This is a genomic window from Amycolatopsis sp. lyj-109 (genome assembly GCF_046548995.1).
Lineage (GTDB): Bacteria > Actinomycetota > Actinomycetes > Mycobacteriales > Pseudonocardiaceae > Amycolatopsis.
This window is the reverse complement of the sequence record NZ_JAJPWR010000009.1, coordinates 189,278-211,800: the sequence shown is the minus strand read 5'-3', so window position 1 is coordinate 211,800 and position 22,523 is coordinate 189,278. Positions and strand designations below refer to the sequence as shown.

The following is a 22,523-nucleotide window of genomic DNA, read 5'->3' as shown; positions in this document are numbered from 1 at the left end:
GCTCGGCGAACACAGCGGGGCCGGTCCTTGCCTCTTCTCGGTCAGGGGGTGAGCAGAGCCTTGATGGCGCGGCGCTCGTCCATGGCCCGGTAGCCCTCGGCCACCTGGTCCAGGGGCAGTGTCAGGTCGAAGACCGGGCCGGGGTTGATGTGGCCGGCGAGGACGCGGTCGATCAGGTCGGGCAGGAAGCGGCGCACGGGAGCCGGGCCGCCGCGCAGGCCGACGTGGGAGAAGAACAACTCCTCTCCGCCGATCTGCACATCGTGCGGGACGCCGACGAACCCGACGTTGCCGCCGGGCCGCGTCGCGTGCAGGGCCTGCTTCATGGACTCGGCGGTACCGACGCACTCGAGGACGGCGTCGGCACCGATGCCGCCGGTGAGGTCCTTGATGGCGGCGACACCGTCGTCGCCGCGTTCGGTGACGATGTCGGTGGCGCCGAACTGCGTGGCGAGCTTCTGCCGGGATTCGTGGCGGCTCATGGCGATGACGCGCTCGGCGCCGAGTTCCTTGGCCGCGATGACGCCGCACAGCCCGACCGCGCCGTCGCCGACCACGACGGCGGTGGAGCCGGCCTTCACCTCGGCGGCGATGGCGGCGTACCAGCCGGTGCCCATGACGTCGGACACGGCCAGCAGGCTCGGCAGGAACTCCTCGTCCGGGTAATCGGCGGTGGCGACGAGGGTGCCCTGGGCGTTGGGGATGCGGACGTAGTCGGCCTGGCACGTGCTCATGAACTCGCGGTGCAGGCAGGAGGACTGCCAGCCGTTGCGGCAGTTCGCGCACGTGTTGTCCGAGGTGGCGAAGGAGCCGACCACGAACTGGCCGGGCTTGACCGCGGTCACCTCACTGCCGGCCTCTTCGACGACGCCGACGTACTCGTGTCCCATCGGGTGCGGGTTGCCGACCGGCTCGATGCCGCGGTAGGGCCACAGGTCAGACCCGCACACGCAGGTGACGACGGTGCGGATGATCGCGTCGGTCGGCCGCTCGATCTTCGGGTCGTCGAGCTGCTCGAACCGGACGTCGCCGGGCGCGTGGATGACGGCTCCGCGCATGGATCGCTCCTCACGTGAGGGTGGTGGGCCGGAGGGCCCCTGTGCTTCCAGGTAACCGCCTTTGCGCGCAGGGAGCGAGTCACTGGAGAGGGGTGTACCGGCAGTACATCCCAACGTGGGGTGGCCGCGCGTACGGTCGGGCTGTGGACAATCGTGACGAAGTCCGCGAGTTCCTCGTCTCGCGGCGGGCCAAGATCACCCCCGAACAGACCGGGCTGCCGGGCGGCCCCCGGCGTCGCGTGCCGGGGTTGCGTCGCAGTGAAGTGGCCGCGCTGGCCGACGTGAGCGTCGAGTACTACGCCAAGCTGGAACGCGGGAACCTGGCCGGCGCCTCGCCCACGGTGCTCGAAGCCGTCGCCCACGCGCTGCAGCTCGATGACGCCGAACGCGCCCACCTGCTCCACTTGGCCCAGACCGCCGAGGGAGCCGACGTGCTCACCCGGCCCCGGCAGCGCTCCGGTAAGCAGTGGACGCCGCACCGGAGTCTGCAGTGGACACTGGACGCGATCACCGCCGGGCCCGCGTTCGTCACCAACGGCCGGCTGGACCTGCTGGCCGAAAACCAGCTCGCCCGTGCTGTCTACAGCGACATGTACCACAGTGGCTCGCGGCCGCCGAACATGGCGCGTCACCAGTTCCTCACCCCCGCGGCCCGCCGCTTCTACGTCGATTGGGACCTGGCCGCGGACATCACCGTGGACGTCCTGCGCACCGAGGCCAGCCGCAACCCGCACGACAAGGGCCTGCACGACCTGGTCGGGGAGCTGAGCACCCGCAGCGACGAGTTCCGCGGCCGCTGGGGCGCGCACAACGTCCGCCGGCACGGCACGGGCGTGAAACGCTTCCATCACCCGGTCGTGGGCGAACTCACCCTCACGTGGGAGTCGATGGCGATGGCTGCCGCACCAGGACTCGCCCTCGTGGTCTACACCGCCGAACCCGGTTCACCTTCCGCGGAACGGCTGGAGCTGCTGGCGTCCTGGGCCGCGTCCCCGCGCACGGCCGAGGGGTGAGCCGGCCGTCCGCTGTCCACAGTGGAATATTCCTGGCCGGCGGCCCACGAAGCCAGGAGCCGCAGGGCCTCGTCCGACGGCGAGCCGGGCTCCGCGGTGTAGATGGTGAGCGTGAGGCCGGGTTCCGCGGCCAGTTCGAGGCCTTCGTAGGCGAGGGTGAGCGTCCCGGCGACGGGGTGGTGGAAGGTCTTCGAGCCGGTGCCGTGGTGGCGGACGTTGTGCGCGCCCCACCGGGTGCGGAACTCGTCACTGCGCGTGGACAGCTCGCCGACCAGGTCGTGGAGTTCCATGTCGTGCGGGTTGCGCCCGGCCTCGGTGTGCAGGATCTCGACGCAGACATCGGCGAACAAACCCCAGTCCGGATAGAACCGGTGTGCGGCCGGGTCGAGGAACTGGAACCGGGCGAGGTTCGGCGGCTGCTGCGGGCTCACGTAGACCTCGGAGTAGAAGGCTCGGGCGAGGCGGTTCGCGGCGAGCAGGTCCATCCGTCCATTGCGGACGAACGCGGGCCCTTCGGTGACCGCGTCGAGGACCCACTGCAGGCTGCGGCGCGAGGTCCACTGCGTGCTCTTCGCCCGCCGCCGCAGGATCGCGCTCGTGCCGTCCGCGGTGCGGGCGAGGGCGAGCAGATGAGCCCGTTCCGCGTCGTCGAGCTGCAGTGCGCGGGCAACGGCGTCCAGCACGGAAGCGGAGACGCCGGCGAGGTTTCCGCGTTCGAGCTTGGCGTAGTACTCGACGCTCACGTCGGCCAGCGTGGCGACTTCGCTGCGGCGCAGTCCCGGGACCCGGCGCTTGGTTCCGGCGGGGAGCCCGGCCTGCTCGGGGGTGATCTTGGCTCTCCGCGAGACGAGAAACTCGCGGACTTCCTGACGATTGTCCACTCCACCAGCCTAGGTCGGGCAGCACCGGCGAAGGGTGCTCTGCCAGTACACCTTTCGGGAGAACCTTCCCGGCCGCGATCGCCGCTGGTTCCCTGAGAACCGGAAGCAATCTCGACCAAGGAGTCACCATGTCGACCTTCGCACTCGTCGGCGCCGGCCCCGGCTTGGGGCTCGCCACCGCGCGGCGCTTCGGGGCCGCCGGTCACGACGTCGCCCTGATCGCCCGCAGCGCTTCGCGCCTCCAGGAGCTGACGGCCGAGCTGTCGCGGGAGGGAATCCAGGCTCGTGCCTTCCCCGCCGACGTGCTCGATCGCGCGTCACTCACCACCGCGCTCCAGGCGGCCGGACCCGTCGAAATCCTGCAGTTCAGCCCGGTGCCCCGCGCCGACTTCATGAAGCCGGTCCTCGACACGAGCGCCGACGACCTCGACGCGCCCCTGAACTTCTCCGTGAAAGGTCCGGTCACCGCCGTGAACGCCGTGCTGCCCGGCATGCGCGCCCTCGGCCGCGGGACTGTCCTGTTCGTCAACGGCGGCAGCGCCGTGCGCCCGCACCCCGAACGCGCCGGTACGTCGATCGCCTTCGCCGCGGAGAGCGCCTACGCCCGCATACCGCACGACGCGCTCGCTCCGGAGAACATCCACATCGCCCAGCTGATCGTCCCCGGCGCCATCCGGCCCGACGCGGAGCACAGCAGCCCGGACGTCCTGGCCGAGCGCCTGTTCGACATCCACACCCGACGCGACGGCTTCCGTCACTACGCCGAACCCATGGCGGAGGACCGGTGATCCTCGCCCGCGCGATCCCGGCCGCGGCGTTGCTGGCCGTGACCGCCTGCACCGCCGGGCCGCCCTCACCCGCTCCCCCACCACCCGCATCCGCCACGACCGGGAGGCCTGCCGCCGTGAACATCCGCCTCGCCGTCGAGGGCCGCGTCGTGACAGCGACCCTGAACGACAGCGCCGCCGCCCGCGATTTCACGACCCTGCTCCCGCTCACGCTGGACCTGAGCGACTTCCACCAGACGGAGCGGATCGCCGATCTGCCCCGGCGGCTGTCCACCGCCGGCGCCCCGGAAAGCGCCGACCCCAAGGCCGGTGACCTCGCCTTCGACGCCCCGTGGGGCAACCTGGCCATCTACTACCGCGACGCTCCCCGCGCGAACGGCGTGGTCGTCCTCGGACACCTGGCCGACGGCGGCGCCGACGTACTCGCCACTGCCGACCGGGTCACCATCGAACCCGCCCTCTGAACTGGAAGCCACGAGATGAACCCCACCTACGACTTCACCGACCAGGTCGCCTTCGTCACCGGAGCCGGCTCCGGGATGGGCCTGGCCACCGCCCGCGCCTTCGCCGAGTCCGGCGCGGCCGTCGCTCTCACCGACGTCGACGAAGCGGCGCTCGACGCGGCGGCGAAGGACCTCACCGCCGCGGGCCACCACGTCTTGGCACTGACCTGCGACGTCACCGACGAAGAGCAGGTCGCCGCCGCTGTCGACCGCACCGTCGAGACCTTCGGCCGCCTCGACTTGGCCTACAACAACGCGGGCATCCAGATCCCGCCCAGCGACGCCGCCGACGAACCCGCCGAACGGTTCGACCGCGTCACCGCGATCAACCTGCGCGGCATCTGGGCCTGCATGAAGCACGAACTGCGCCACATGCGCGCCCACGGCAGCGGCGCCATCGTCAACTGCTCCTCCCTGGGCGGCCTCGTCGGCATCCCGGGCCGGGCGTCCTACCACGCTTCCAAGCACGGGGTGATCGGCCTGACCACCAGCGCCGCGCTCGAGTACGCCCCGCGCGGCATCCGCATCAACGCCGTCTGCCCCGGCACCATCGACACCCCGATGGTCACCGACATGATCGACAAAGGCGAGCTCGACCGCGCCGAAGCCGAGGCCAACCAACCCATCAACCGGCTCGGAACGGCCGAGGAGATCGCCCAGGCCGTGCTGTGGCTGTGCAGCCCCGGAGCCGGCTTCGTCGTCGGTGTCGCCTTACCCGTCGACGGCGGCTACGTCGCCCGATAGGCGCCTTCACCTGGTCGCCGGGCTGCATGCGCGGAGTGCCGCCAAGGTGAGATCCATGGCCTGCTCTGCCCACTCCGGGCCAGGTAGTCGGCAAAGAACGAGCCGAGCAGCGCGGACACGGCGGCTTCCAGGTCAGCGTCGGCGCGAATCTCCCCGGTGTCCCGGGCCCCTTCGAGTACCTGGCGCACCAGCCCCCACGGGGCAGGATGGTCCGCTCGCGCAGCAGGGCGACCAGTTCGGGAGTGGGGGGTCTCCTCGGCCAGGCAGGTGCCGATCAAGACCATGCGGTTGACGCGCTCGAAGTTGCCGGCGAAGTCCTTCAGGATGGCCACCAGGTCGGCACAGGTGTCGCCCGAGGACGGCGGGACGTCGACCATGCGCATCCCGACGAGCGCGGCGGTGACCAGGTCCGCTCCGGTCTTCCCCGCAAGTGGATCGTGGACTTGCCGACCTCGACCGCAGCCGCCACCTGATCTCGCGCCCGAGGGCGAGCTGCTCTCCCCTCCACATCGACAAGGGGGGATCAGATGGACGACCTGGTCTCGTCCGCGGGCATCGGTCGCAGCGCGGCGGGCGCGGTACGGCGTCCCGGCCAGCGGGTCGGTCGCGAACTCGGCGAGCAGCTCGTTCCCCGACAGCCCCCAGTCTTTACCGATCGCACTGGGCGGCGAAGAGATGAAGCGCGGTTTCGGCGGGAGCCAATGACCGTTCCGGCATCACGGTGGCACCCGGCCGGTATCGACGCTCCTGGTCAGCGCGGGGTGAGCACGACGATCGGGATCTCGCGCTCCGTCCAGGCCTGGTATTTCGCGAAGTCGGCATACAGGTCGACCAGACGCGGCCAGAGGTCGTCGCGTTCCTCCACCGAGGCGACCCGCGCGCGAACGGGAACGCACCGGCGCCCCTTGAGATGGACCCGCGTATCGGGATGCGCGACCAGGTTGAAGTACCACTGCGGGTGCTTCGGCAGGCCGCCCTGGGAGGCAACAATGACCAGATCCTCGCCGGAGCGCAGGTAAAGCAGCGGAGTGGTGAACAGCCGGCCGGACTTGCGGCCACGGTGTTCCAGCAGCAACGTCGGGACCGGCTTGCGAAACGCGGCCCCGACCCGCCACGTGCTGCCGATCCGACCGTTGGTCAGCCGGAAGATCGCCACCTGCGCCTTGGCCGCGTACTTGATGACCTTGGCGGTGACCGGCGAGCCAAGCCCGTTGGGGGCTTCGTCAGGCAACGAGAACCGTGTCATGAGAGTTCCTCGGATGAGTGGGCTGCGGACTGCGGATAGTGGGCAGCTGTCGACCCGCCCAGCGGCATCGGAGCCATGCCGAGTTTGCGGTGATCCCACGAACGAACGCGCTCGACGTCGACGCGGACAGCGACACGCTTGTGGAGCATGAACTCCACCAGCGGCTTGACCTCTTCGCGGTAAGGGCCGTGATAGCGCTCCCAGACATTGACCCCCACGGCCCACAGCGCCGCCGGGTCGTCGACGATCTCGGCCCGGCCCTCCATGGACACGCCGCGCAGCGCGTCGTAAGTCAAGCCGTCCTCTATCAGCACGGTCACCCGTGAGTCACGGCGGATGTTGACCGCTTTCTGCGCCTTGGCCTTCGTCTCGAACCACAGCACGCCGTCGATGACCGCGAACCACATCGCCACCGCATGCGGATGCCCCTCCAGCCCGAGCGAGACCAACGTCGCCGTACGCCGGGTCGCCACGTAGGCCGAGACCTCCTCGGCTGTCATCTCGATCTGCGCTCGCCTGTTCGTCCCCATCGGTTCCTCTCCGCTGGTCACCGCTTGGGCAGGCCGGCGAGAACGGAGGTCACGACCTCGACGAGGTCGGCGACAACCTCGTCATCGCTCCAAGTGACCGAGTCCTCGCCCAATAGACGCCGGGCGCGTTCGACATCGCCCAGAACGTTCAGAGTCAGGTTCATCGCCTGGGTCAAGCGGAAGTTGAGTGTCCTGGTCGCGACGCCCGGGCACAGGCGCCTCAGCAACTCGACGAAGGCGGCGTTGCGCTGGAAGAACGATGCGGAGATCGTGTCCAGGCCCTCGTCGCCGGTGGCCAGCAGGTGCCCGACCAAGCGGATCCAATGCCCGCCACCGGAGGCGAGCACGGCGACCACCGGCTGCACGAACGCACGGGCCAATTCGTGCGCGACGACCTCCCCTTCGGGAAGCTTCAGCAACACCGCGTCGCGCTCGACGGCCACCTGGTCAAGGCGACTGCACAGCACGGCCTCGAGCAGACGCTCTTTCGACCCGAAGTGGTAGTGAACCGACGCCACGTTCGTTCCGGCCGCCTGCATCACGGTGCGCAGCGACACCGCCCCGACGCCCTGCTCGGCGAACAGGCGCTCCGCGGCGGCAATGAGCCGCTGCTCGGTGTCGAGCGTGGGACTTCCCCGGACTGCCGCACGGGTCACTCGGGAGGACATGGTGAGATTCTATCGGGTGTTTGTATCAGTCGATAGAATTTACTCTCGTAAATCTCAGCGCGAGTCGCCACTGGACTCGAACAGGCAGGAGCCCACTGAAGAATTCACGCTGCGTCAACGCTGGGCGCCCTGGCAGCGCGCGCCTCAGCAGTTGCTTGCCCCGCGGAGCGTGAAGCGCGGTTTGCCGGATCTCGCCATGAGGCAGCAGTCCTGGACTGCCGAGGCCATTGAGATGCCAAGCCCTCGGTCGCATACAGCCGGCGCCCCCGTGAGGATCGGCTCCAGGTGCGTTCGCGTCCCGCGGCGACCGGACCCCTACGCGTGTCCATGCCCACAGTCCCTCCAAGTGGAACACCCTGCCCACTTCTGTGCTAGCGTGCGACAGGAAACGGATCGACCGTTTCACTTACGAAGGGTGCATCCCCCGTGACAACGCAATCCACGTCTACCCGCTTCCTCAACCAGACGCCGTACGGCTACTCCAACGTCGTGGAGGTGACAGGTGGACGACTCGTCTTCATCACCGGCCAGATGGCTCGCGACGCCGAGGGGAACCTCGTCGGGCCCGGCGACCTGCCCGCACAGATCGAGCAGGCGTTCAAGAACATCGAAACGGCACTCGATGCGGTGGGCGCAGACTTCAGCCAGGTGGTCAAGCTGACGGTGCTCTCGGTGGAGGACTTCACCTCCCACATGTACGCCTTCGGTGAGATCCGCGATCGCTTCGTCAACAGGGAGAACCCGCCGGCGAGCGCGATCATCCTGGCGCCGAAGCTGGTGATGGAGGGGGCCCTGGTCGACATCGCGGCGATCGCGCACCTGCCGGAATAGGCCGTCTCTTCTGCCACCCAAGGGGCTCAGTCCCAAGAGGCCTAATTACTACAGAGCCACTTCGCGGGTGGCGCTTTGGTCGAAATGCCGTGAAAAGCGCGCTTAGGTCACACCGCCTGAACGTGCTTTTCACGGCACCTGGCCGGTGACAGCGTCCAGCTCGCGGGCATGCTGCGCCGAGGGTGTTACAGCCTTGTCGGTGACGGCCGGCCCTACCCAGGTCCACACGGCGTTCGGCGCGGGCGCGCTCGGCAAAGTCGCCATCACCTGCTCCTAACCAACGCGCCATTTCGACCGGTGGAGCACCGCTTCCCGCTGGCGAGGCCAGACATCATCTGATTCCGGAGGAACCGCTCGTGGCGCGACGCAGAGGGCGCCGCCCCGGCACTACTGACACCCGCGATGCGATCCTCGCCGCCGCCGGGGAAGCGTTCGCCCACAAGGGTTACGACCGGGCCACCATCCGGGCCATCGCCGCGGCTGCGGCGGTTGACCCGGCGCTGGTGTACCACCACTTCGGCAGCAAGGAACAACTCATCCTCGCGGTCATGAACGTCCCCGTCGACCTGGACGTCATGACGCAGGAGATCCTGAACGCTCCCCGCGCCGAAGTCGGCGCCCACCTGGTCCGGGTCATCCTCGACATCTGCGACTCCCCGGCTGGAACGGCCGTGCTGGCCCAGCTGCGTTCCGGCATGAACAACGAGTGGAACGCCCAGCAGCCGGGCGAGTTCATTGCCATCCCCCTCATTCGCCGCGTGATGGCCGGTCTCGAGGTCGGCCGGGAACAGACGTCGATGCGCGCTGGCATGGTCATCGCCGAAATCATGGGCCTGGTGGTGATCCGCTACATCCTCAAGCTCGAACCATCCGCCTCCGCAGCACCCGACAAGCTGATCGCCGCCATCGGACCCACCCTCCACCACTACCTCACCGACGACTTACCCGGCGTGTTCGAACCAGCGGGAAGCGGCAGGCGGCTGCCGCCTGGGTGACCGCCCATCCGCAACCGGCCTCAGCCTCCCATCGCGATAAGGTCCGATTACCACTACCGAACCATCAGTCATCGGCAATCGGAACTGGGACTTCCTCATACTCAGTCCCCTGCGGACGCGGTCAAGCCATCAGGCGCGATTCTGCGCATCACCGAACTCGTGCGCGATCACGACGAGAAAGCCGAAGCAATAGGCGCACATGACCGCGCACACCGATACCGGTGGGGTACGGGAGCAATACCGTAGCCGTCATTGTTCCTGTCAGTGAGCGGTGGTGTACTCGATGTCATGGGGAAACGAGGTCGCGTTCACCTTCGAAGAACACTCCGCAACATACGTGACGAGCGCCCTGCGACGTCGGTTTCGGCGAGTCACGCTTTTCCTGCGTAGTGATAGCCGAACGACGTTTCGGAAGCATTTCCGCACGGAATTCCTCAGAACTACAGCCAATTGTCCAAGGAGCAGCATGAAGATCAGTATCGGGCTTCCCAACCTTGTCCGCGATGTCCGGCCCGAGGTACTGCCGGAGTGGGCGCGACGCGCGGAGGCAGCCGGATTTTTCTCGCTGAGTGCGGGCGGCCGGCTCGCGTTCCCGGGCGTCATGGACACCGTGACGCTCGCCGCGGCCGCCGGTGCGACCAGCACCATCGGCCTGATCAGCAACGTCCTCGTGGCGCCGGTCTGGCCGCCGGTTCTGCTGGCCAAGGAGATCGCCGGCATTCAGGGCGTCTCGAGCGGGCGGCTCACCTTGGGACTCGGCGTCGGCGGCCGGCAGGAGGACTTCGTCGTCGAAGGTGCGGGGCCACGCGGGCTGGGCAAGCGGATGGACGAGGCCCTCGAGGTCTTCCGTGATTTCTGGGCGGGCAGGCCTGTCGAGGGCAGCGAGTACGCGGGCGTGCCCGGCGGGCGAGTCGAGATTCCGCTGCTGTTCGGCGGTACGGCGCCGGCCGCGCTGAACCGGATGGCCAAGTGGGGCAAGGGGTACATCGCCGGCACGGTGCCGGTGTCGATGGCCGCTTCCTGGTTCGATGGTGCCCGCCAGGCATGGACGGAGGCCGGCCGGGAAGATCATCAGTACCTTGTCGGTACTGCTTACTTCGCGTTGGGTGACGTCGAGAAGGGGCGCGCCAACGTCTACGACTACTACAGCAGCCTGGGCCCGGAGGTCGCCGGGCTCACCGCGGGAGCCGTGGCCGGCGGCACCGGCGCCGTGCGCGACGTCATCAAGCAGTACGAGGACCTGGGCATCGACGAGCTGTTCTTCAACGCGCCCACCGACGACCCCGACGAGGTCGAGCTGCTGGCCGAAGCCGTGCGGTAGCGGTCTGGGCAGTGCTCACCGGCCATGGGTGTATTGCCCGCGGATGCGGAAAGCCCGCCGCAGTTCCTCGTTTTCGCGTCCGCCGCGAGCGCATCCTTTCCGGTGGCGTCAGGGCATGCGGACCATGGCCCGGTAGAGGTCTGCGGAATCCGGCGCGTCGGCTATCGGCGGGAGCGGGGCGTCGGGCGTGGCGAAGGCGCGCAGCATCTGCCCGACGAGGCGGCGCCAAGCGCCGGGCGCGGCATCGCAGGTGGCGGCGATGACGCCGGCGTTGGCCATCAGAAGGACGACGAGGTCCTCCGAGGCGAAGTCGGCCCGGAGGTGGCCGGTGGCCTTGGCGCGGCTGATGAGTTCCAGGAAGCCCTGATAGGACTCGGCCCGCCGGGCTTCGAGGGCCGCCGCGCCGGGGAAACTGATGGTGAGCACGGCGGCGAAGCCGCGGTCGGCGGCCTGCATTGCGCAAATGGTCTCGACGTAGTGGGTGAAGCCGTGCCAGGGGTCGGGGTCGGCGAGCGCTGTTGTGGTGGCCGCGGCGTAGGCCTCCATGCGGTCGGTGAAGACGGCGTTGACGAGCTCGTCACGAGTGGTGAACCGGCGCGAGAGGGTGGCCTTGCCGACGCCGGCCTCGCGGGCCACCGACGCCATCGACACCCCTAAGCCCTCGCTGGCGTAGAGGCGGCGGGCCGCCTCCATGATGCGCTCACGGTTGCGTTCGGCGTCGGCGCGCAGGGCCGGCTCGGGGGGCTGACCGGGTGCTTCTGGTGCTGTCATGCGCCCCACTCTACTAAGTGGTCCACCCTTCCCGGTTATCTGCTACGGTGATGACAGGAACCGGGAAGGCCGTTCCACTTATCGTGAAGGTGATCACCATGCGTGCTGCGACACTGGAGTCCGTCCCCGCCGGCCCGGCCGTGAGCGAGGTGGAGAAGCCGCGTCCGGAAGCGGGAGAACTGCTGGTGCGGGTGGCCGCGTCCTCGGTCAACGGCTTCGACGCCGCCACCGCCGCCGGTTACCTGCAGGGGATGATGGAGCACCGGTTCCCGCTGGTGGTGGGCAAGGACTTCGCCGGGACGGTCGAGGCGCTCGGCGAGGGCGTCGACACCTTCGCCGTCGGCGACGCGGTCTTCGGCGTGGTGATGAAGCCCTACCTCGGCGCGGGTTCGCTGGCCGAATACGTCACCGTCCCCGCGGCCTACGGCGTGGCCCCCCATCCCGCTCTCGCTGAGCATCCGCGAGGCCGGCGCGCTGGGCTTGGCGGGCACGGCCGCGCTGGACGCCCTGAACGCGGTGGAGCTGGGCAAGGGCGAGACAGTCTTGATTTCCGGCGCCACCGGCGGTGTCGGCGCCCTGGCGGTGCAACTCGCGGCCGCCAGCGGCGCCCGGGTCATCGCCACCGCCCGGCCGGGCGCGGAAGCCGACTTCATCGCCGGTCTCACCACCATCGCCGGGGTCCAGATCGTCGACTTCACCGGCTCCCTGGACGCTCAGGTGCAGGCGTTCGCCCCGGACGGCCTGGACGCCGTGCTGCACCTGGCCGGCGACGGCGACCAGCTCGCGCGCCTGCTGCGCCCGGGCGGCCGCTTCGCCTCCACCCTCGGCGTCACCCCCGAAGGCGTCACCGCCTTCTCGGTGATGGCCGATCCGAACCCGCAGACCCTGGCCCGGCTGGCCGCCGATGCCGCTTCCGGCACGTTGCGGGTCCCGGTCACCGCCGCCTACCCCCTGGACCGGGTCGACGAGGCGTTCGCCGCGTTCGGCGCGGGCACGCTCGGCAAGGTCGCCATCACCTGTTCCTGAATCCCTACTGGAAGGAATCCCGTCATGACTTCGACAACCCCTGCTCCGTGGGACACCGTCGACCCGGCCCTGGTCAACCCGCGCGCAGTGCGGCTGGTCGAGGCGTTCAAGGACGCCCTCGCGCGGATGCGTGACGAGCACGGCCTGACCTTCGAGGACCTGCACACAGTCACCACGCTGCTGACGGATCTGCACGACGCCACCGGCGTGCCGCTGTCGCTGTGTGCCATGCCGCTGTTCAGCGAAGTTTTCCAGGGTGGCGGCTTCGGTTACACGATCTCCGAGGACGTGGACAGCCCCACCTACGTACCCGGCTCGCCGTTGATCGACAATCCCGGGCGGCTGCCGATGCGCCCCGACGAGCCGGGCGTCCCGCTGATCGCTTCCGGCCGCGTCCTCGACGGCCACGGCAACCCGCTGGCCGGCGCGGAACTGGTGATCTACCACGCCTCCAACGACGGCGTCTACTCCGGCATCTGGGACGACGGCCAGCCCAAGGACAACCTGCGCTGCCGGCAGATCACCGACGCCGAAGGCCGCTACGCCTTCACCACCATCACCCCGGTGCCCTATTCGAACATGCCAAGCCAAGCCGTCGAGACCGTGGCGAAGGCGGCCGCGGCGCTGGGCCGCAGCCTCTACCGGCCGGCCCACATCCACTACGAGATCCACCACCCCGACCTGCTCAAGCCCTACCGGGGCGAGGTCTACTTCGCCGGCGACCCGGTCATCCCCGTGGACTTCGTCGGTCCCAAGATCGCCGCGCCGTCCCTGCAGGCCGACACGGTGCACCACGAAGACCCGGAAGAGATCGCCGCCCACGGCTTCGACGGCCCGTTCAACACCGCGGTCTTCGACTTCGTCCTCAGGACCCGCACGAGTCCCGAAACCGCCCTTTTTCGTGTGCGGGGGCGACGTGACGCCTGAAGACGCAGTCGCCTGGCGCCTGGCCCGGTTGAACACCGCGTTCATCCACCACTACGACCGCCGGGAGTACGACGAGGTCCTGGCGATGTTCACCCCGGACGCGGTCTACGAGGTCCACGGCCGGGTACTGCACGGCCACGCTGCCATCAAGGCGGTACTCGACGCCCGTCCCGGGCCCGAGCTGACCGTCCGTCACCTCGTCACCAACCTGCACTTCCACACCATCGGAGACAACGACGCCCACGGCGTTTCCTGCCTCACCGCGTTCGCCGGCCCGGCTCCCGCTGGTGCGGGCCCGGCCCGCTACCCGGCAGCGAACGCAGGCCACATACATCAGCTGACCGACCGCTATGCCCGGCACGACGGCAACTGGAAGATCGCCCACCGCACGGCCGAGGAACTTCTCGTTCCCCCCGCGGCCGTCGCCTGATTTTTCGTTTCCCTATTGAATTAATCGATCGGAAGGACTGCTGTGTCCAGCATCGCCATTGTCGGAGCCGGCCCCGGTTTGGGCCTGGCCGTCGCCCGCACCTTCGGCTCCCGCGGCTTCGACGTCGCGCTGATTTCCCGCAACCGCGCCAAGCTCGACGAGCTGGCAGGCCTGCTGAAGGCCGAGGGCATCACCGCCGAGGCGTTCCCCGCCGACGTGCTCGACCGTGACGCGCTCACCCAGGCGCTCAAGGACGCCGCCACGCACTTCGGCGGCATCGATGTCCTGGAGTACTCCCCGGTCGGCGGGGCCGGCTCGACCACGTTGACCGTCCCGACCGAGATCGAACCGTTCCACGTGCAGCACGAAATCGAGTTCCAGCTCTACGGGGCGATCGCCGCGACCCGGGCCGTGCTGCCCGCGATGCGGGAGGCCGGCGCAGGGACGTTGCTCTACACCACCGGCGCCGGGTCGATCGACCCCGTCCCGCAGGTCGGCAACGTCAACGCCGCGGCCGCGGCCCTGCGCAACTGGGTGATCAACCTCCACAAGGAACTCGACGGCACCGGCGTCCAGGCCGCCCACGTCGGCATCGACGTGGCGATCGGCAGCAACGCCGACGCCGTCGTCGCCGGATTCCCGACTGCCCCGGCAGAACAGATCTCGCCGGTCTACTGGGAACTGCACACCACCGACCGTGACAAGGCCGAACGCGTTTTCCGCGTCTGACTCTCCTCGTCGATCCTCGGCGCGCCGCGGCTTCACGATGCCGCGGCGCGCTGAAGCATGCTTGCGTGACCGATACCGGCCGGGTAACGCGGCGATGCAGGAACTGTCATTGTTCCCGCGACAAAGCGGTGATGGAATCGATGTCATGGGTCAACTCGAAAACAAAGTCGCGGTCATCACCGGCGGCAGTTCAGGTATCGGACTCGCCACGGCGCAGCGATTCATCGAAGAAGGCGCGGTGGTCTACGTGACCGGCCGCAAGAAACAGGAACTGACCGCCGCCGCGACGAAGGTCGGCGCGATTCCCGTTCAAGGCGACGCCTCGAAACACGCGGACCTCGACCGGCTGTACGACACCGTGCGCGCCGACGGCCGCCGGATCGACGTGCTGGTCGCCAACGTCGGGACCGCCGAAGTCGCCAGGCTCGAAGACATCACCGACGAGCACTTCGACCTGCACTTCGACAGCAACGTCCGAAGCACGCTCAACACCGTCAAGAAAGCCCTCCCACTGCTCACCGACGGCGCCTCGATCGTGCTGGTCACCTCGGTGTCGGGCAGCGCCGGGACGCCGGGCATGAGCCTCTACGGCGCGTCGAAGGCCGCGGTCCGCTCGTTTGCCCGCACGTGGGCGAACGAGCTCAAGGGACGGATGATCCGGGTCAACGCACTGGCGCCGGGGACCACGGACACTCCTTCGGTCGGGTCCTGGCTCGACGAGAAGAGCCGGCGCGAGTGGATGGCGGACCACTCGTCGAGCAACCCGCTGCGCCGGTGGGGGCGGCCGGAGGAACAGGCCGCCGGGATCCTGTTCCTCGCCTCGGACCAGAGCAGCTACATCACGGGCTTCGAACTCGTCGTCGACGGCGGCATCACCCAGCTAGGCCCCTGGGGCTGAGAGCACCACGAGCCCGGACGCCACGCTCTTGGCGGTCCGCACGAACGCCTCGCGCGTCGCGGCGGGGACGTCCGGTTGCCAGGTCAGCGTCAGCCACGTCGGCGGTGCGTCGATGACCGGCACGGCCACGACACCGGGGCCGAGCCGGTCGGTCGCGCTCGACGCGACTGTCACGATCAGTTCGCCCATGGCGACCTGGTCGATGATCTCGTCGAGCGTGGCCACCGGCCACTCCGGCCGGAAATGCCTGTCCTGCGCGATATCGGCAGCCGAAACAGCCGGTTTCCTCGCGAGCGGATGGTCCCGCGGGAGCAACGCGACTGTTGTTTCTTCGGCGAGATCGGTGAATTCCAGCCCGCCCAGATCGTCGTAGCCGCACGTCAACGAGACGTCCGCGGAACCGGCGCGGACGACGTCGACGTGGTCCCGGGTGAACACCACTTCGACCTCGGCCGCACCGGGTTGGCGACGATAGGCACTCACCACCCTGGCCAGCAACCCCGATCCGGTGCCGGGCAGTGCGGCCACCACCAGCCGGTGCGGGCGGCCGCCGCGCTGGGCGCGCAACACCGCGGTGTCCACCGCGGCCAGCGCGTTCCGGCTTTCGGTCAGGAACACCGCACCGGCCGCCGTCAGATCGACCCGGCGGCTGGTGCGCTCGAACAATTGCACACCGATCCGGCGTTCCAGCTTGCCGATCGCCCTCGACAACGGCGGCTGCGCGATCCCCAGCCGCTCCGCGGCCCGCCCGAAATGCAGTTCCTCGGCGACCGCGACGAAGTACTCGAGCTCACGCGTTTCCACCCGTTCCATACCCACAGGGTAACAGTCAGTTATCCCGAAAAGAGGAGTAACACCGGTGACATCTCTGCCGACGATTTACTTCGGTTTCTGCCCGAACAACACGATCGGGAAGGAGCCTGCCCTGCTGCGCGCCGTCCGGCAGGCCGACCGTGACGGGCTCGATCTCGTCTCGGTGATGGACCACCCGTACACCGGTGATCAACTGGACGCCTACGCGCTCCTCGGGTTCGTCCTGGGCGCGACGCAGCGGATCGCCGGCTTCGCCAACGTCACCCACCTGCCGGCCCGGCCCGCCCCGATGCTGGCACGTGCGGTGACGTCGCTGTCGGCCCTCTCCGGTGGGCGGGTGGTGCTCGGCCTGGGCGTGGGCATGCAGTCGGACCGGATCTCCGACATGGGCATGCCGCGGGTTTCGCCCGGCGACGCGGTCGACGCCTTCGAAGAAGCGATCGTCCTGGTGAAGAAACTGTCCGGGGGCGGCCCGCCGGTCACCTTCACGGGCAAGCACTATCAGGTGAACCAGATCGACCCCGCACCCGTGGCCGCGCCGCTCGTCTGGACCGGATCGAGCGGCCCGAAATCCCTGGCCGCGACCGGCCGCGTGGCCGACGGCTGGCTGCCGCCCTACTACGCGGACTGGCTCAGCGAGAAGTACCGCACGTCCCGGCCGGTCATCGACAAGGCCGCGGCGTCCGTCGGCCGCGATCCCCGCGACATCCGCACGATCTACAACATCGCCGGCCGCATCACCGACCGCCCGCTGGACACGACCCGCGACGGCGATGGCCGCTGGATCGGTGGGTCGGTCGCGCAGTGGATCGACGAGCTGACCGGGGCCGTGCTGGACCACGGCGCGGCCGGCTTCAACTTCAGCGAACCCAGCGGATCCGTCGAGGACCTGGCCATTCTCGGCCGCTGGGCCAACGAGATCGTCCCGGCCGTGCGCGAAGCTGTCGCCAAGGAGCGGCCGGGTGAGTGATCGAACTCGATCCGGTCCGCCGAGTTGCCGCTGGTGACGGTGTCCCCTACACCGATGGAGGCTCACCCCGGTGGGACGGGCCGAGGTATGCACGCCCGTTCACCCGGGGGGTGCTGACGGCCCCTCCCAGTGAGCGCGTTCGCCGGGTTCGATGGATCGTGAAAGACGTGCGCGGTGCGCGGCCGGCAGGCCGTTCGGGCGCGCGTGTGCCGACATCCAGACCAAGGAGGAAGATCTCGTGCGTGGAGTGGTGATGCACAGCACCGGTGACGTGCGCGTGGAGGAGCGCGACGATCCGAAGATCATCGAATCGACGGACGCCGTCATCCGGCTGACGGCGACCTGCATCTGCGGATCGGACCTGTGGCCCTACCGCGGCGTCGAACCGGCCGACCACCTGCTGATGGGGCACGAGTACGTCGGCGTCGTCGAAGAGGTCGGCGCGGACGTCAAGACCATCAAGGTCGGCGACTTCGTCGTCGGGTCGTTCGTCATCTCCGACAACACCTGCGAGATCTGCCGGGCCGGCTACCAGTCCAAGTGCGTGCACGCCGAGTTCGTGCACGGCGGCATCGGCACGCAGGCCGAGCGGGCCCGCATCCCCCAGGCGGACGGCACCCTCGTCGCCACCCCCGGACAGCCGGAACCGGAGCTGATCCCGTCGCTGCTGGCCGCGTCCGACGTGCTGGGCACCGGCTGGTTCGGGGCCGTCGCGGCCGAGGCCGGCCCGGGCAAGACCGTCGCCGTCGTGGGTGACGGGGCGGTCGGCCTGATGGCCGTGCTCGCCGCCAAGCAGCTCGGCGCGGAGCGGATCATCGCGATGTCCCGCCACGCCGATCGCCAGGAGCTGGCCCGCTTCTACGGCGCGACCGACATCGTCACCGAACGCGGCGACGAAGGCATCGCGAAGATCAAGGAACTCACCAACGGGCTCGGCGCGCACAGCGTCGTCGAAGCCGTCGGCACCCAGCAGGCCACGATGCAGGCCATCGGCGCCACCCGCGGCGGCGGCCACGTGGGCTACGTCGGCGTCAACTACGACGTCAAGATCCCCGGCATCGACCTGTTCTTCGCCGGCATCCACTTCCACGGCGGGCCCGCCCCGGTGCGCCGGTTCCTGCCCGAGCTGATCCAGCTCATCTGGGACCGCAAGATCGACCCCGGCAAGGTCTTCGACCTCACCCTGCCCCTGGATCGAGCCGCGGAGGGTTACCAGGCGATGGATGAGCGTCGCGCCGTCAAGGTCATGCTGACGTTCTGACGCCACTCGCAGTGAGCCGGAGGAGGACATGAGCAGGAAGGACAAGGTGCGGGAGTTCCTGATCTCCCGCCGGGCACACCTCACCCCCGAACAGGCGGGCCTGCCCGATTCCGGCGGAGAACGGCGCGTGCCCGGCCTGCGTCGCGAAGAGGTCGCCGTCCTCGCCGGCGTCAGCGTCGACTACTACACACAGCTCGAACGCGGCGACATCGGCGGCGCCTCGGAAAGCGTGCTCAACGCGATCGCACGAGCGCTGCAACTCGACGACGTGGAACGCGAGTACCTGTTCGACCTGGCCCGGACAACGGCCAAGGCGTCGCGCGGCCGGAGACCGGCCAGGACATCGGTGCGGGCCTCGGTGCGACGGGTCCTCGACAACCTGGCCGTGCCCGCGGTCGTGATCAACGCGCGGCACGACCTCATCGCCGCCAACCTCATGGGCCGTGCCCTGTTCGCCATGCAGTTCGAGGCCGAGAAGCCGAACCTCGCCCGGTTCATCTTCCTCGATCCGCGCGCCCGGGACTTCTACGCCGACTGGCCTCTTGCCCGCAGCATGACCGCCGCGATGCTGAGGCTCGCAGCCGGACGCGACCCGCTCGACTCCGACCTCACCGCACTCATCGGGGAGCTGTCCACGCTCAGCCCGCAATTCCGCGCGGACTGGGCCGAGCACGAGGTCCACGAACACCGCACCGGACAGAAGGTCTACCGCCACCCCGAAGTCGGCGAGATCGACGTCACCTTCGACGTGTTCGAACTCCCCGGCGAACCTGGCCTGTCCGTCTGCACCTACAGCGTCGACACAGGCTCTGCCTCCGCTGACAAGTTCGCGATCCTCGCCACTTGGGCGGCGACCCAAGGATTCGAGAACCGGCATCGCACCGGAGCCGCCCGCGGTCAGGAACCGGCAGAGTGACTCCGCAGACCACTACGCCAAGGTGGTGATTGGCTTGCCAGGGCATGGAATTGCCTATTGGAGCTTCGAGCGAACGCGCAGCGCCTGACCGGTCAACCGAGGGATACCCCGGTGCGTGCTTCGAGGCGAGCGATGAGCTCGGCCTGGAATGCCGGGTCTTGAGTGGCGGGGTGGGCTTCCTGCACACGCCGGTGATACCAGTAGCCGCCGGTGTGTGGCTCGATGTCCTCGCCGGTGGCGAGCCACACCTGGGTCTCATGCCCGGCGCGAAGGTCGTCGGTCGCGCCGGGGCCGCCCATCCGGGTCGGTACCCAGCCTGGGTCGACGGCGTGCGAGCCGACTTCCGGCCACCGGTTCGCGACGGCCGCAGAGAGAGCTGTGACGTACAGCTTGCTGTCCTCGTAGGAGGCCCGAGCCGCGGTGAGACCGCGAAGGTCGGTCGCCCCTGATCGGTGCATGGAGCTGCTCAAGTAGATGAGCCGGTGTGGTTGGCGCATGCGAGCAGTCAGGACATACGGCGCCAACGTGTTGACGGCAAGCACGTCCGGGCCCCTGAGGACACCGGCATTGTGGATGACCGCGTCGAACCGGCCGTACTCGTCGGCCTGCTCCGCGAGTGCGATGACCTCATCGGGCTCGGCGAGGTTCCCGCAGATCGCGCCGCGGATCCGGCCGAGCAGGTCCCCTTCGGCGAGGCGGGACGGGTGCCGGGCGTGCGCGACAACGTCGTGACCGCCGGAAGTCAGCGCCTGTGCGGTCGCCAGGCCGAGCCCGGCCGCTGCTCCCGTGACGAGTACCAATGCCACGCCAATGCCCCTCGTTCGGTTCGTGGTGGATCGTACGCCGACCAGGCGAACGGGCGATCGAGCTGAGGTCCCTTCTCGACGGCTCAAAATCCTTGAATGCCGGCGTCAGTGGTAAGCATCATGGCGAACTTCCGGTGCGGCGGGGTGACCGTGAAGTTCGGCCGCGGCCTGGTTCGTCTCGTCGGCCGGTGCGAGCAGTCCGCCCGCCATGAAGGGCGTGTCGTTGGACGGTCGTGGTCGTCAGAGCAGGGACTCGGCGGTGATGGGCAGGTTCCTGATCCGTTTTCCGGTGGCGTGGAAGACAGCATTGGCGATGGCCGGCGCGACGCCGACGTGCACGACCTCTCCGACGCCTTTGACGCCGAGGGGATCAGCCTGAGGATCGGAGCCGTCGAGGTAGATCGCGCGCAGTACGGGGATGTCCGCGTTGACGGGGACCAGGTAGTCCGCGAGATTGGCGTTGACGACCCGGCCGTCCCGCGGATCGGTGACCGTGTGCTCCAGCAGCGCCGAGCCGATCCCGCCGACGATGCCGCCGAGGGCTTGGCTGTCGGCGAGCTTCGGGCTGACGATGCGGCCCGCGTCGTAGACGCCGAGCACGCGGCGCACCCGCACCAGCCCCAACTGGGCGTCGACGGCGACTTCGGCGAAGACGGCGCCGTAGGTGTAGAACGACGACCGGTCCTGTTCCGGCGGGGCGAACCCGCCGATGGCCTCCAGGTGCGCTCGTCCGTTGCGCGACAGCAGCTGCCGGTAACTCTCGCCGCGAGCCGGGCTGTTCTTGAGCGCCATTCGTCCGTTGCGGACGATGACGTCTGCGGGGTCGGCTCCGTGCAGCGGGGACCGGGTGTCGTTGACGGCGAGGGTGATGGCCTGTTGCCGGACCAGATCGCAGCCGTTCAAGACGGCGGATCCGACGCTGGCCATCGTTTGCGAACCGCCGTGCGGCGGGGTGGGCGGCATGCGAGAGTCGCCGAGTTCGAACCGGACGGTGTCCATGGTCAGGCCGAGGGCGTCGGCGGCGACCTGGGTCATCGAAGTGTAGGTGCCGGGGCCCATGTCGCTGGTCGCGGACTGGACCAGTGCCGCGCCGTTCGCGTCGAGCCGGACGTATGCCTGGGCCGCGCCGCGTGCGGTGTCGTAGACGGAGGTGGCCATCCCGGTGCCGATCAGCCAGTCGCCGTCGCGAGACGAGCGTGGCGCCGGATTGCGGCGGTGCCAGCCGAACTCCCGGGCGCCGACGGTGTAGCACTCACGCAGCCGCCGCGTGGAGAACGGCAAGCCCGTGGATTCGTCTTTCGCGGGTTCGTTGCGCTGACGCAGTTCGATGGGGTCCAGGTTCAGCGCGTGCGCGAGCTCGTCGACCGCGGATTCGATCGCGAACGACGCGCTGGCGTACCCGGGGCCGCGCATCCAGATGGGCGTGTTGACGTCGAGCGGCACAGAGCTGTAGGCCTGCCGGACGTGCGGCATGCTGTACAGCATCTGCCCGGGAGCCATTGCGGCCTCGACGAATTTCTCGTAGGACGACGTCTCGGCCGTGATGTCGTGGATCATCGCGCTCAACCGTCCGCGTCGATCCGCGCCGATCCTCAGGCGATAGCCGTAGCGGGGCCGGAAGCCGGTGCCGAAGTACAGCTGGCGCCGGGCCAGCACGAGCTTGACCGGCCGTCCGGTGTGGCGTGCCGCGACCGCGGCGATGGTGACGTGCGGCCAGGCCCGCAGGCCGCTGCCGAAGGCGCCGCCGACGAACGGGGAGAGGACGCGCACCTGGTCGTCCGGAATGCCGAACACCGCGGCGAGTTCCCGCTGGGTGCCGCCGACCCACTGGGTCTTGTCCCAGACAGTGAGACGGTCGCCGTCCCAGCGTGCGATGGTCGCGTGCGGTTCCATCGGGTTGTGGTGGTTGCGCGCGGCGTCGTAGGTGACGTCCAGCTTGACCGCGGCACCGGCGAACGCGGTGTCGGCGTTGCCGCGCGCGTAGGTGGTGGGTTCGCCGGCCGGGGCCGAGTGCAGGTCGGTGGCCGGCTGGTGGGCGTCGTAGCGCACTTCGACCAGCCGGGCGGCGTGCTGCGCGGCCTCGAGGGTGTCGGCGACCACGACCGCGACGGGCTGGCCGAAGAACCGGATGCGGTCGTCCTGGAAGACGCGCAGCCGGCTGCCTTCGGGATTGTTCGCGTTCGGGCTGTCGCGATAGGCGAGCCTGGGGGCGTTGAGGTGGCTGATCACCGTCCGGACGCCGGGGTGGGCGAGTGCAGCGCGGTCGTCGATCGCGGTGATGCGTCCCACGCCGACGCTGCCGTCGACCACGACGGCGTGCAGCGCGCCGTCGATTTTGTGTTCGGCGGCGTAGGTGGCGTGTCCGGTCACCTTGAGCCGGCCGTCCACCCTGGACACC

25 protein-coding genes and 1 pseudogene are annotated in these 22,523 nt (G+C 69.1%); 16 read left to right on the top strand and 10 right to left on the bottom strand.

The genetic code is table 11. The features are described from left to right. Nucleotides 1–41: 41 nt before the first annotated feature. Nucleotides 42–1,058, bottom strand: a complete 1,017-nt coding sequence (locus tag ACLJQF_RS21910; protein ID WP_410611177.1) for a zinc-dependent alcohol dehydrogenase family protein — start codon at nucleotides 1,056–1,058, stop codon at nucleotides 42–44. Between the two features lie 143 nt (nucleotides 1,059–1,201). Here ACLJQF_RS21910 and ACLJQF_RS21905 point away from each other — a divergent pair, with 143 nt between their 5' ends. Further along, nucleotides 1,202–2,071, top strand: coding sequence for a helix-turn-helix domain-containing protein (locus ACLJQF_RS21905; RefSeq protein WP_410611175.1), 870 nt, complete (start codon nucleotides 1,202–1,204; stop codon nucleotides 2,069–2,071). Here the strand turns inward: ACLJQF_RS21905 and ACLJQF_RS21900 are convergent. After that, on the bottom strand, nucleotides 1,984–2,952 hold the full coding sequence (locus ACLJQF_RS21900) for a helix-turn-helix transcriptional regulator (RefSeq protein WP_410611173.1): 969 nt from the start codon (nucleotides 2,950–2,952) through the stop codon (nucleotides 1,984–1,986). The genes ACLJQF_RS21905 and ACLJQF_RS21900 overlap by 88 nt on opposite strands. Nucleotides 2,953–3,080: 128 nt before the next feature. Here ACLJQF_RS21900 and ACLJQF_RS21895 point away from each other — a divergent pair, with 128 nt between their 5' ends. The 3 genes from ACLJQF_RS21895 to ACLJQF_RS21885 are packed head-to-tail and all read left to right on the top strand — an operon-like array spanning nucleotide 3,081 to nucleotide 4,987. After that, complete coding sequence (locus ACLJQF_RS21895) at nucleotides 3,081–3,740, top strand: SDR family oxidoreductase (RefSeq protein WP_410611171.1); 660 nt, start codon at nucleotides 3,081–3,083, stop codon at nucleotides 3,738–3,740. Further along, complete coding sequence (locus tag ACLJQF_RS21890) at nucleotides 3,737–4,204, top strand: cyclophilin-like fold protein (RefSeq protein WP_410611170.1); 468 nt, start codon at nucleotides 3,737–3,739, stop codon at nucleotides 4,202–4,204. Before ACLJQF_RS21895 ends, ACLJQF_RS21890 begins: the two co-directional genes overlap by 4 nt. A gap of 15 nt (nucleotides 4,205–4,219) precedes the next feature. Then, a complete protein-coding gene (locus tag ACLJQF_RS21885; RefSeq protein ID WP_410611169.1) occupies nucleotides 4,220–4,987 on the top strand; it encodes an SDR family NAD(P)-dependent oxidoreductase in 768 nt (255 codons plus the stop codon). On the opposite strand, the gene ACLJQF_RS21880 is transcribed toward ACLJQF_RS21885, so the two are convergent. From ACLJQF_RS21880 to ACLJQF_RS21865, 4 genes are all read right to left on the bottom strand, one after another. Further along, nucleotides 4,972–5,370 carry a TetR/AcrR family transcriptional regulator C-terminal ligand-binding domain-containing protein gene (locus ACLJQF_RS21880; protein ID WP_410611167.1) on the bottom strand — a complete coding sequence of 133 codons (399 nt, stop codon included), beginning with the start codon at nucleotides 5,368–5,370 and terminating at the stop codon, nucleotides 4,972–4,974. The genes ACLJQF_RS21885 and ACLJQF_RS21880 overlap by 16 nt on opposite strands. Nucleotides 5,371–5,738: 368 nt before the next feature. Further along, nucleotides 5,739–6,233 (bottom strand): nitroreductase family deazaflavin-dependent oxidoreductase, encoded by a 495-nt coding sequence (locus ACLJQF_RS21875; protein WP_410611166.1) that lies wholly within the window; start codon nucleotides 6,231–6,233, stop codon nucleotides 5,739–5,741. Next, a complete protein-coding gene (locus ACLJQF_RS21870) occupies nucleotides 6,230–6,763 on the bottom strand; it encodes a pyridoxamine 5'-phosphate oxidase family protein (protein ID WP_410611165.1) in 534 nt (177 codons plus the stop codon). The genes ACLJQF_RS21875 and ACLJQF_RS21870 overlap by 4 nt, the downstream gene beginning before the upstream one ends. A gap of 17 nt (nucleotides 6,764–6,780) precedes the next feature. Then, nucleotides 6,781–7,431, bottom strand: coding sequence for a TetR/AcrR family transcriptional regulator (locus ACLJQF_RS21865; RefSeq protein WP_410611163.1), 651 nt, complete (start codon nucleotides 7,429–7,431; stop codon nucleotides 6,781–6,783). A gap of 426 nt (nucleotides 7,432–7,857) precedes the next feature. Between ACLJQF_RS21865 and ACLJQF_RS21860 the strand changes: the two genes are divergently transcribed. The 3 genes from ACLJQF_RS21860 to ACLJQF_RS21850 all read left to right on the top strand — a co-directional run bounded on the left by ACLJQF_RS21860 (nucleotide 7,858) and on the right by ACLJQF_RS21850 (nucleotide 10,578). Continuing rightward, entirely contained in the window at nucleotides 7,858–8,262 is a 405-nt protein-coding gene (locus ACLJQF_RS21860) for a RidA family protein (protein WP_410611162.1), read from the top strand. Nucleotides 8,263–8,618: 356 nt separating this feature from the next. Next, nucleotides 8,619–9,257, top strand: a complete 639-nt coding sequence (locus ACLJQF_RS21855; protein WP_410611160.1) for a TetR family transcriptional regulator — start codon at nucleotides 8,619–8,621, stop codon at nucleotides 9,255–9,257. A gap of 466 nt (nucleotides 9,258–9,723) precedes the next feature. After that, nucleotides 9,724–10,578 carry an LLM class flavin-dependent oxidoreductase gene (locus ACLJQF_RS21850; RefSeq protein ID WP_410611158.1) on the top strand — a complete coding sequence of 285 codons (855 nt, stop codon included), beginning with the start codon at nucleotides 9,724–9,726 and terminating at the stop codon, nucleotides 10,576–10,578. A gap of 108 nt (nucleotides 10,579–10,686) precedes the next feature. Here ACLJQF_RS21850 and ACLJQF_RS21845 read toward each other — a convergent pair whose 3' ends face one another. Continuing rightward, on the bottom strand, nucleotides 10,687–11,349 hold the full coding sequence (locus ACLJQF_RS21845; RefSeq protein WP_410611157.1) for a TetR/AcrR family transcriptional regulator: 663 nt from the start codon (nucleotides 11,347–11,349) through the stop codon (nucleotides 10,687–10,689). Between the two features lie 50 nt (nucleotides 11,350–11,399). Here ACLJQF_RS21845 and ACLJQF_RS21840 point away from each other — a divergent pair. The 6 genes and pseudogenes from ACLJQF_RS21840 to ACLJQF_RS21815 form a co-directional block, all read left to right on the top strand. Continuing rightward, nucleotides 11,400–11,726: pseudogene (locus ACLJQF_RS21840) on the top strand (alcohol dehydrogenase catalytic domain-containing protein); the annotation flags it as partial. Nucleotides 11,727–11,829: 103 nt separating this feature from the next. After that, nucleotides 11,830–12,375, top strand: coding sequence for a zinc-binding dehydrogenase (locus tag ACLJQF_RS21835; RefSeq protein ID WP_410611156.1), 546 nt, complete (start codon nucleotides 11,830–11,832; stop codon nucleotides 12,373–12,375). 24 nt (nucleotides 12,376–12,399) lie between these two features. Beyond that, complete coding sequence (locus ACLJQF_RS21830; RefSeq protein ID WP_410611155.1) at nucleotides 12,400–13,302, top strand: hypothetical protein; 903 nt, start codon at nucleotides 12,400–12,402, stop codon at nucleotides 13,300–13,302. Then, nucleotides 13,292–13,732: a nuclear transport factor 2 family protein gene (locus ACLJQF_RS21825; protein ID WP_410611153.1), complete on the top strand. Its 441-nt coding sequence runs from the start codon at nucleotides 13,292–13,294 to the stop codon at nucleotides 13,730–13,732. The genes ACLJQF_RS21830 and ACLJQF_RS21825 overlap by 11 nt, the downstream gene beginning before the upstream one ends. Before the next feature lie 42 nt (nucleotides 13,733–13,774). Next, nucleotides 13,775–14,461, top strand: coding sequence for an SDR family NAD(P)-dependent oxidoreductase (locus ACLJQF_RS21820; protein ID WP_410611152.1), 687 nt, complete (start codon nucleotides 13,775–13,777; stop codon nucleotides 14,459–14,461). A 145-nt stretch (nucleotides 14,462–14,606) separates the two neighbouring features. Then, complete coding sequence (locus tag ACLJQF_RS21815; RefSeq protein ID WP_410611150.1) at nucleotides 14,607–15,359, top strand: SDR family NAD(P)-dependent oxidoreductase; 753 nt, start codon at nucleotides 14,607–14,609, stop codon at nucleotides 15,357–15,359. On the opposite strand, the gene ACLJQF_RS21810 is transcribed toward ACLJQF_RS21815, so the two are convergent. After that, nucleotides 15,342–16,172, bottom strand: a complete 831-nt coding sequence (locus tag ACLJQF_RS21810; protein ID WP_410611148.1) for a LysR family transcriptional regulator — start codon at nucleotides 16,170–16,172, stop codon at nucleotides 15,342–15,344. The two genes, ACLJQF_RS21815 and ACLJQF_RS21810, sit on opposite strands and share 18 nt — an antisense overlap. 46 nt (nucleotides 16,173–16,218) lie before the next feature. Between ACLJQF_RS21810 and ACLJQF_RS21805 the strand changes: the two genes are divergently transcribed. From ACLJQF_RS21805 to ACLJQF_RS21795, 3 genes are all read left to right on the top strand, one after another. Continuing rightward, nucleotides 16,219–17,142 carry an LLM class flavin-dependent oxidoreductase gene (locus tag ACLJQF_RS21805; RefSeq protein ID WP_410611146.1) on the top strand — a complete coding sequence of 308 codons (924 nt, stop codon included), beginning with the start codon at nucleotides 16,219–16,221 and terminating at the stop codon, nucleotides 17,140–17,142. A gap of 253 nt (nucleotides 17,143–17,395) precedes the next feature. Then, nucleotides 17,396–18,403, top strand: a complete 1,008-nt coding sequence (locus ACLJQF_RS21800) for a zinc-dependent alcohol dehydrogenase family protein (RefSeq protein WP_410611144.1) — start codon at nucleotides 17,396–17,398, stop codon at nucleotides 18,401–18,403. A gap of 28 nt (nucleotides 18,404–18,431) precedes the next feature. Beyond that, a complete protein-coding gene (locus ACLJQF_RS21795; protein WP_410611142.1) occupies nucleotides 18,432–19,319 on the top strand; it encodes a helix-turn-helix transcriptional regulator in 888 nt (295 codons plus the stop codon). 92 nt (nucleotides 19,320–19,411) lie between these two features. Here the strand turns inward: ACLJQF_RS21795 and ACLJQF_RS21790 are convergent, their stop codons facing one another. Continuing rightward, complete coding sequence (locus tag ACLJQF_RS21790; protein WP_410611140.1) at nucleotides 19,412–20,125, bottom strand: SDR family NAD(P)-dependent oxidoreductase; 714 nt, start codon at nucleotides 20,123–20,125, stop codon at nucleotides 19,412–19,414. A gap of 240 nt (nucleotides 20,126–20,365) precedes the next feature. Further along, nucleotides 20,366–22,522: a xanthine dehydrogenase family protein molybdopterin-binding subunit gene (locus tag ACLJQF_RS21785; RefSeq protein ID WP_410611138.1), complete on the bottom strand. Its 2,157-nt coding sequence runs from the start codon at nucleotides 22,520–22,522 to the stop codon at nucleotides 20,366–20,368. Nucleotide 22,523: the final 1 nt, after the last annotated feature.

Bases quoted from the DNA above. Each gene is read 5' to 3' on its own strand.
- ACLJQF_RS21795 (WP_410611142.1), top strand. From the start codon at position 18,432: ATGAGCAGGAAGGACAAGGTGCGGGAGTTCCTGATCTCCCGCCGGGCA.
- ACLJQF_RS21800 (WP_410611144.1), top strand. From the start codon at position 17,396: ATGCACAGCACCGGTGACGTGCGCGTGGAGGAGCGCGACGATCCGAAG.
- ACLJQF_RS21885 (WP_410611169.1), top strand. From the start codon at position 4,220: ATGAACCCCACCTACGACTTCACCGACCAGGTCGCCTTCGTCACCGGA.
- ACLJQF_RS21880 (WP_410611167.1), bottom strand. From the start codon at position 5,370: ATGCGCATGGTCGACGTCCCGCCGTCCTCGGGCGACACCTGTGCCGAC.
- ACLJQF_RS21845 (WP_410611157.1), bottom strand. From the start codon at position 11,349: ATGACAGCACCAGAAGCACCCGGTCAGCCCCCCGAGCCGGCCCTGCGC.
- ACLJQF_RS21815 (WP_410611150.1), top strand. From the start codon at position 14,607: ATGGGTCAACTCGAAAACAAAGTCGCGGTCATCACCGGCGGCAGTTCA.
- ACLJQF_RS21865 (WP_410611163.1), bottom strand. From the start codon at position 7,431: ATGTCCTCCCGAGTGACCCGTGCGGCAGTCCGGGGAAGTCCCACGCTC.
- ACLJQF_RS21870 (WP_410611165.1), bottom strand. From the start codon at position 6,763: ATGGGGACGAACAGGCGAGCGCAGATCGAGATGACAGCCGAGGAGGTC.
- ACLJQF_RS21830 (WP_410611155.1), top strand. From the start codon at position 12,400: ATGACTTCGACAACCCCTGCTCCGTGGGACACCGTCGACCCGGCCCTG.
- ACLJQF_RS21810 (WP_410611148.1), bottom strand. From the start codon at position 16,172: ATGGAACGGGTGGAAACGCGTGAGCTCGAGTACTTCGTCGCGGTCGCC.
- ACLJQF_RS21850 (WP_410611158.1), top strand. From the start codon at position 9,724: ATGAAGATCAGTATCGGGCTTCCCAACCTTGTCCGCGATGTCCGGCCC.
- ACLJQF_RS21895 (WP_410611171.1), top strand. From the start codon at position 3,081: ATGTCGACCTTCGCACTCGTCGGCGCCGGCCCCGGCTTGGGGCTCGCC.
- ACLJQF_RS21875 (WP_410611166.1), bottom strand. From the start codon at position 6,233: ATGACACGGTTCTCGTTGCCTGACGAAGCCCCCAACGGGCTTGGCTCG.
- ACLJQF_RS21910 (WP_410611177.1), bottom strand. From the start codon at position 1,058: ATGCGCGGAGCCGTCATCCACGCGCCCGGCGACGTCCGGTTCGAGCAG.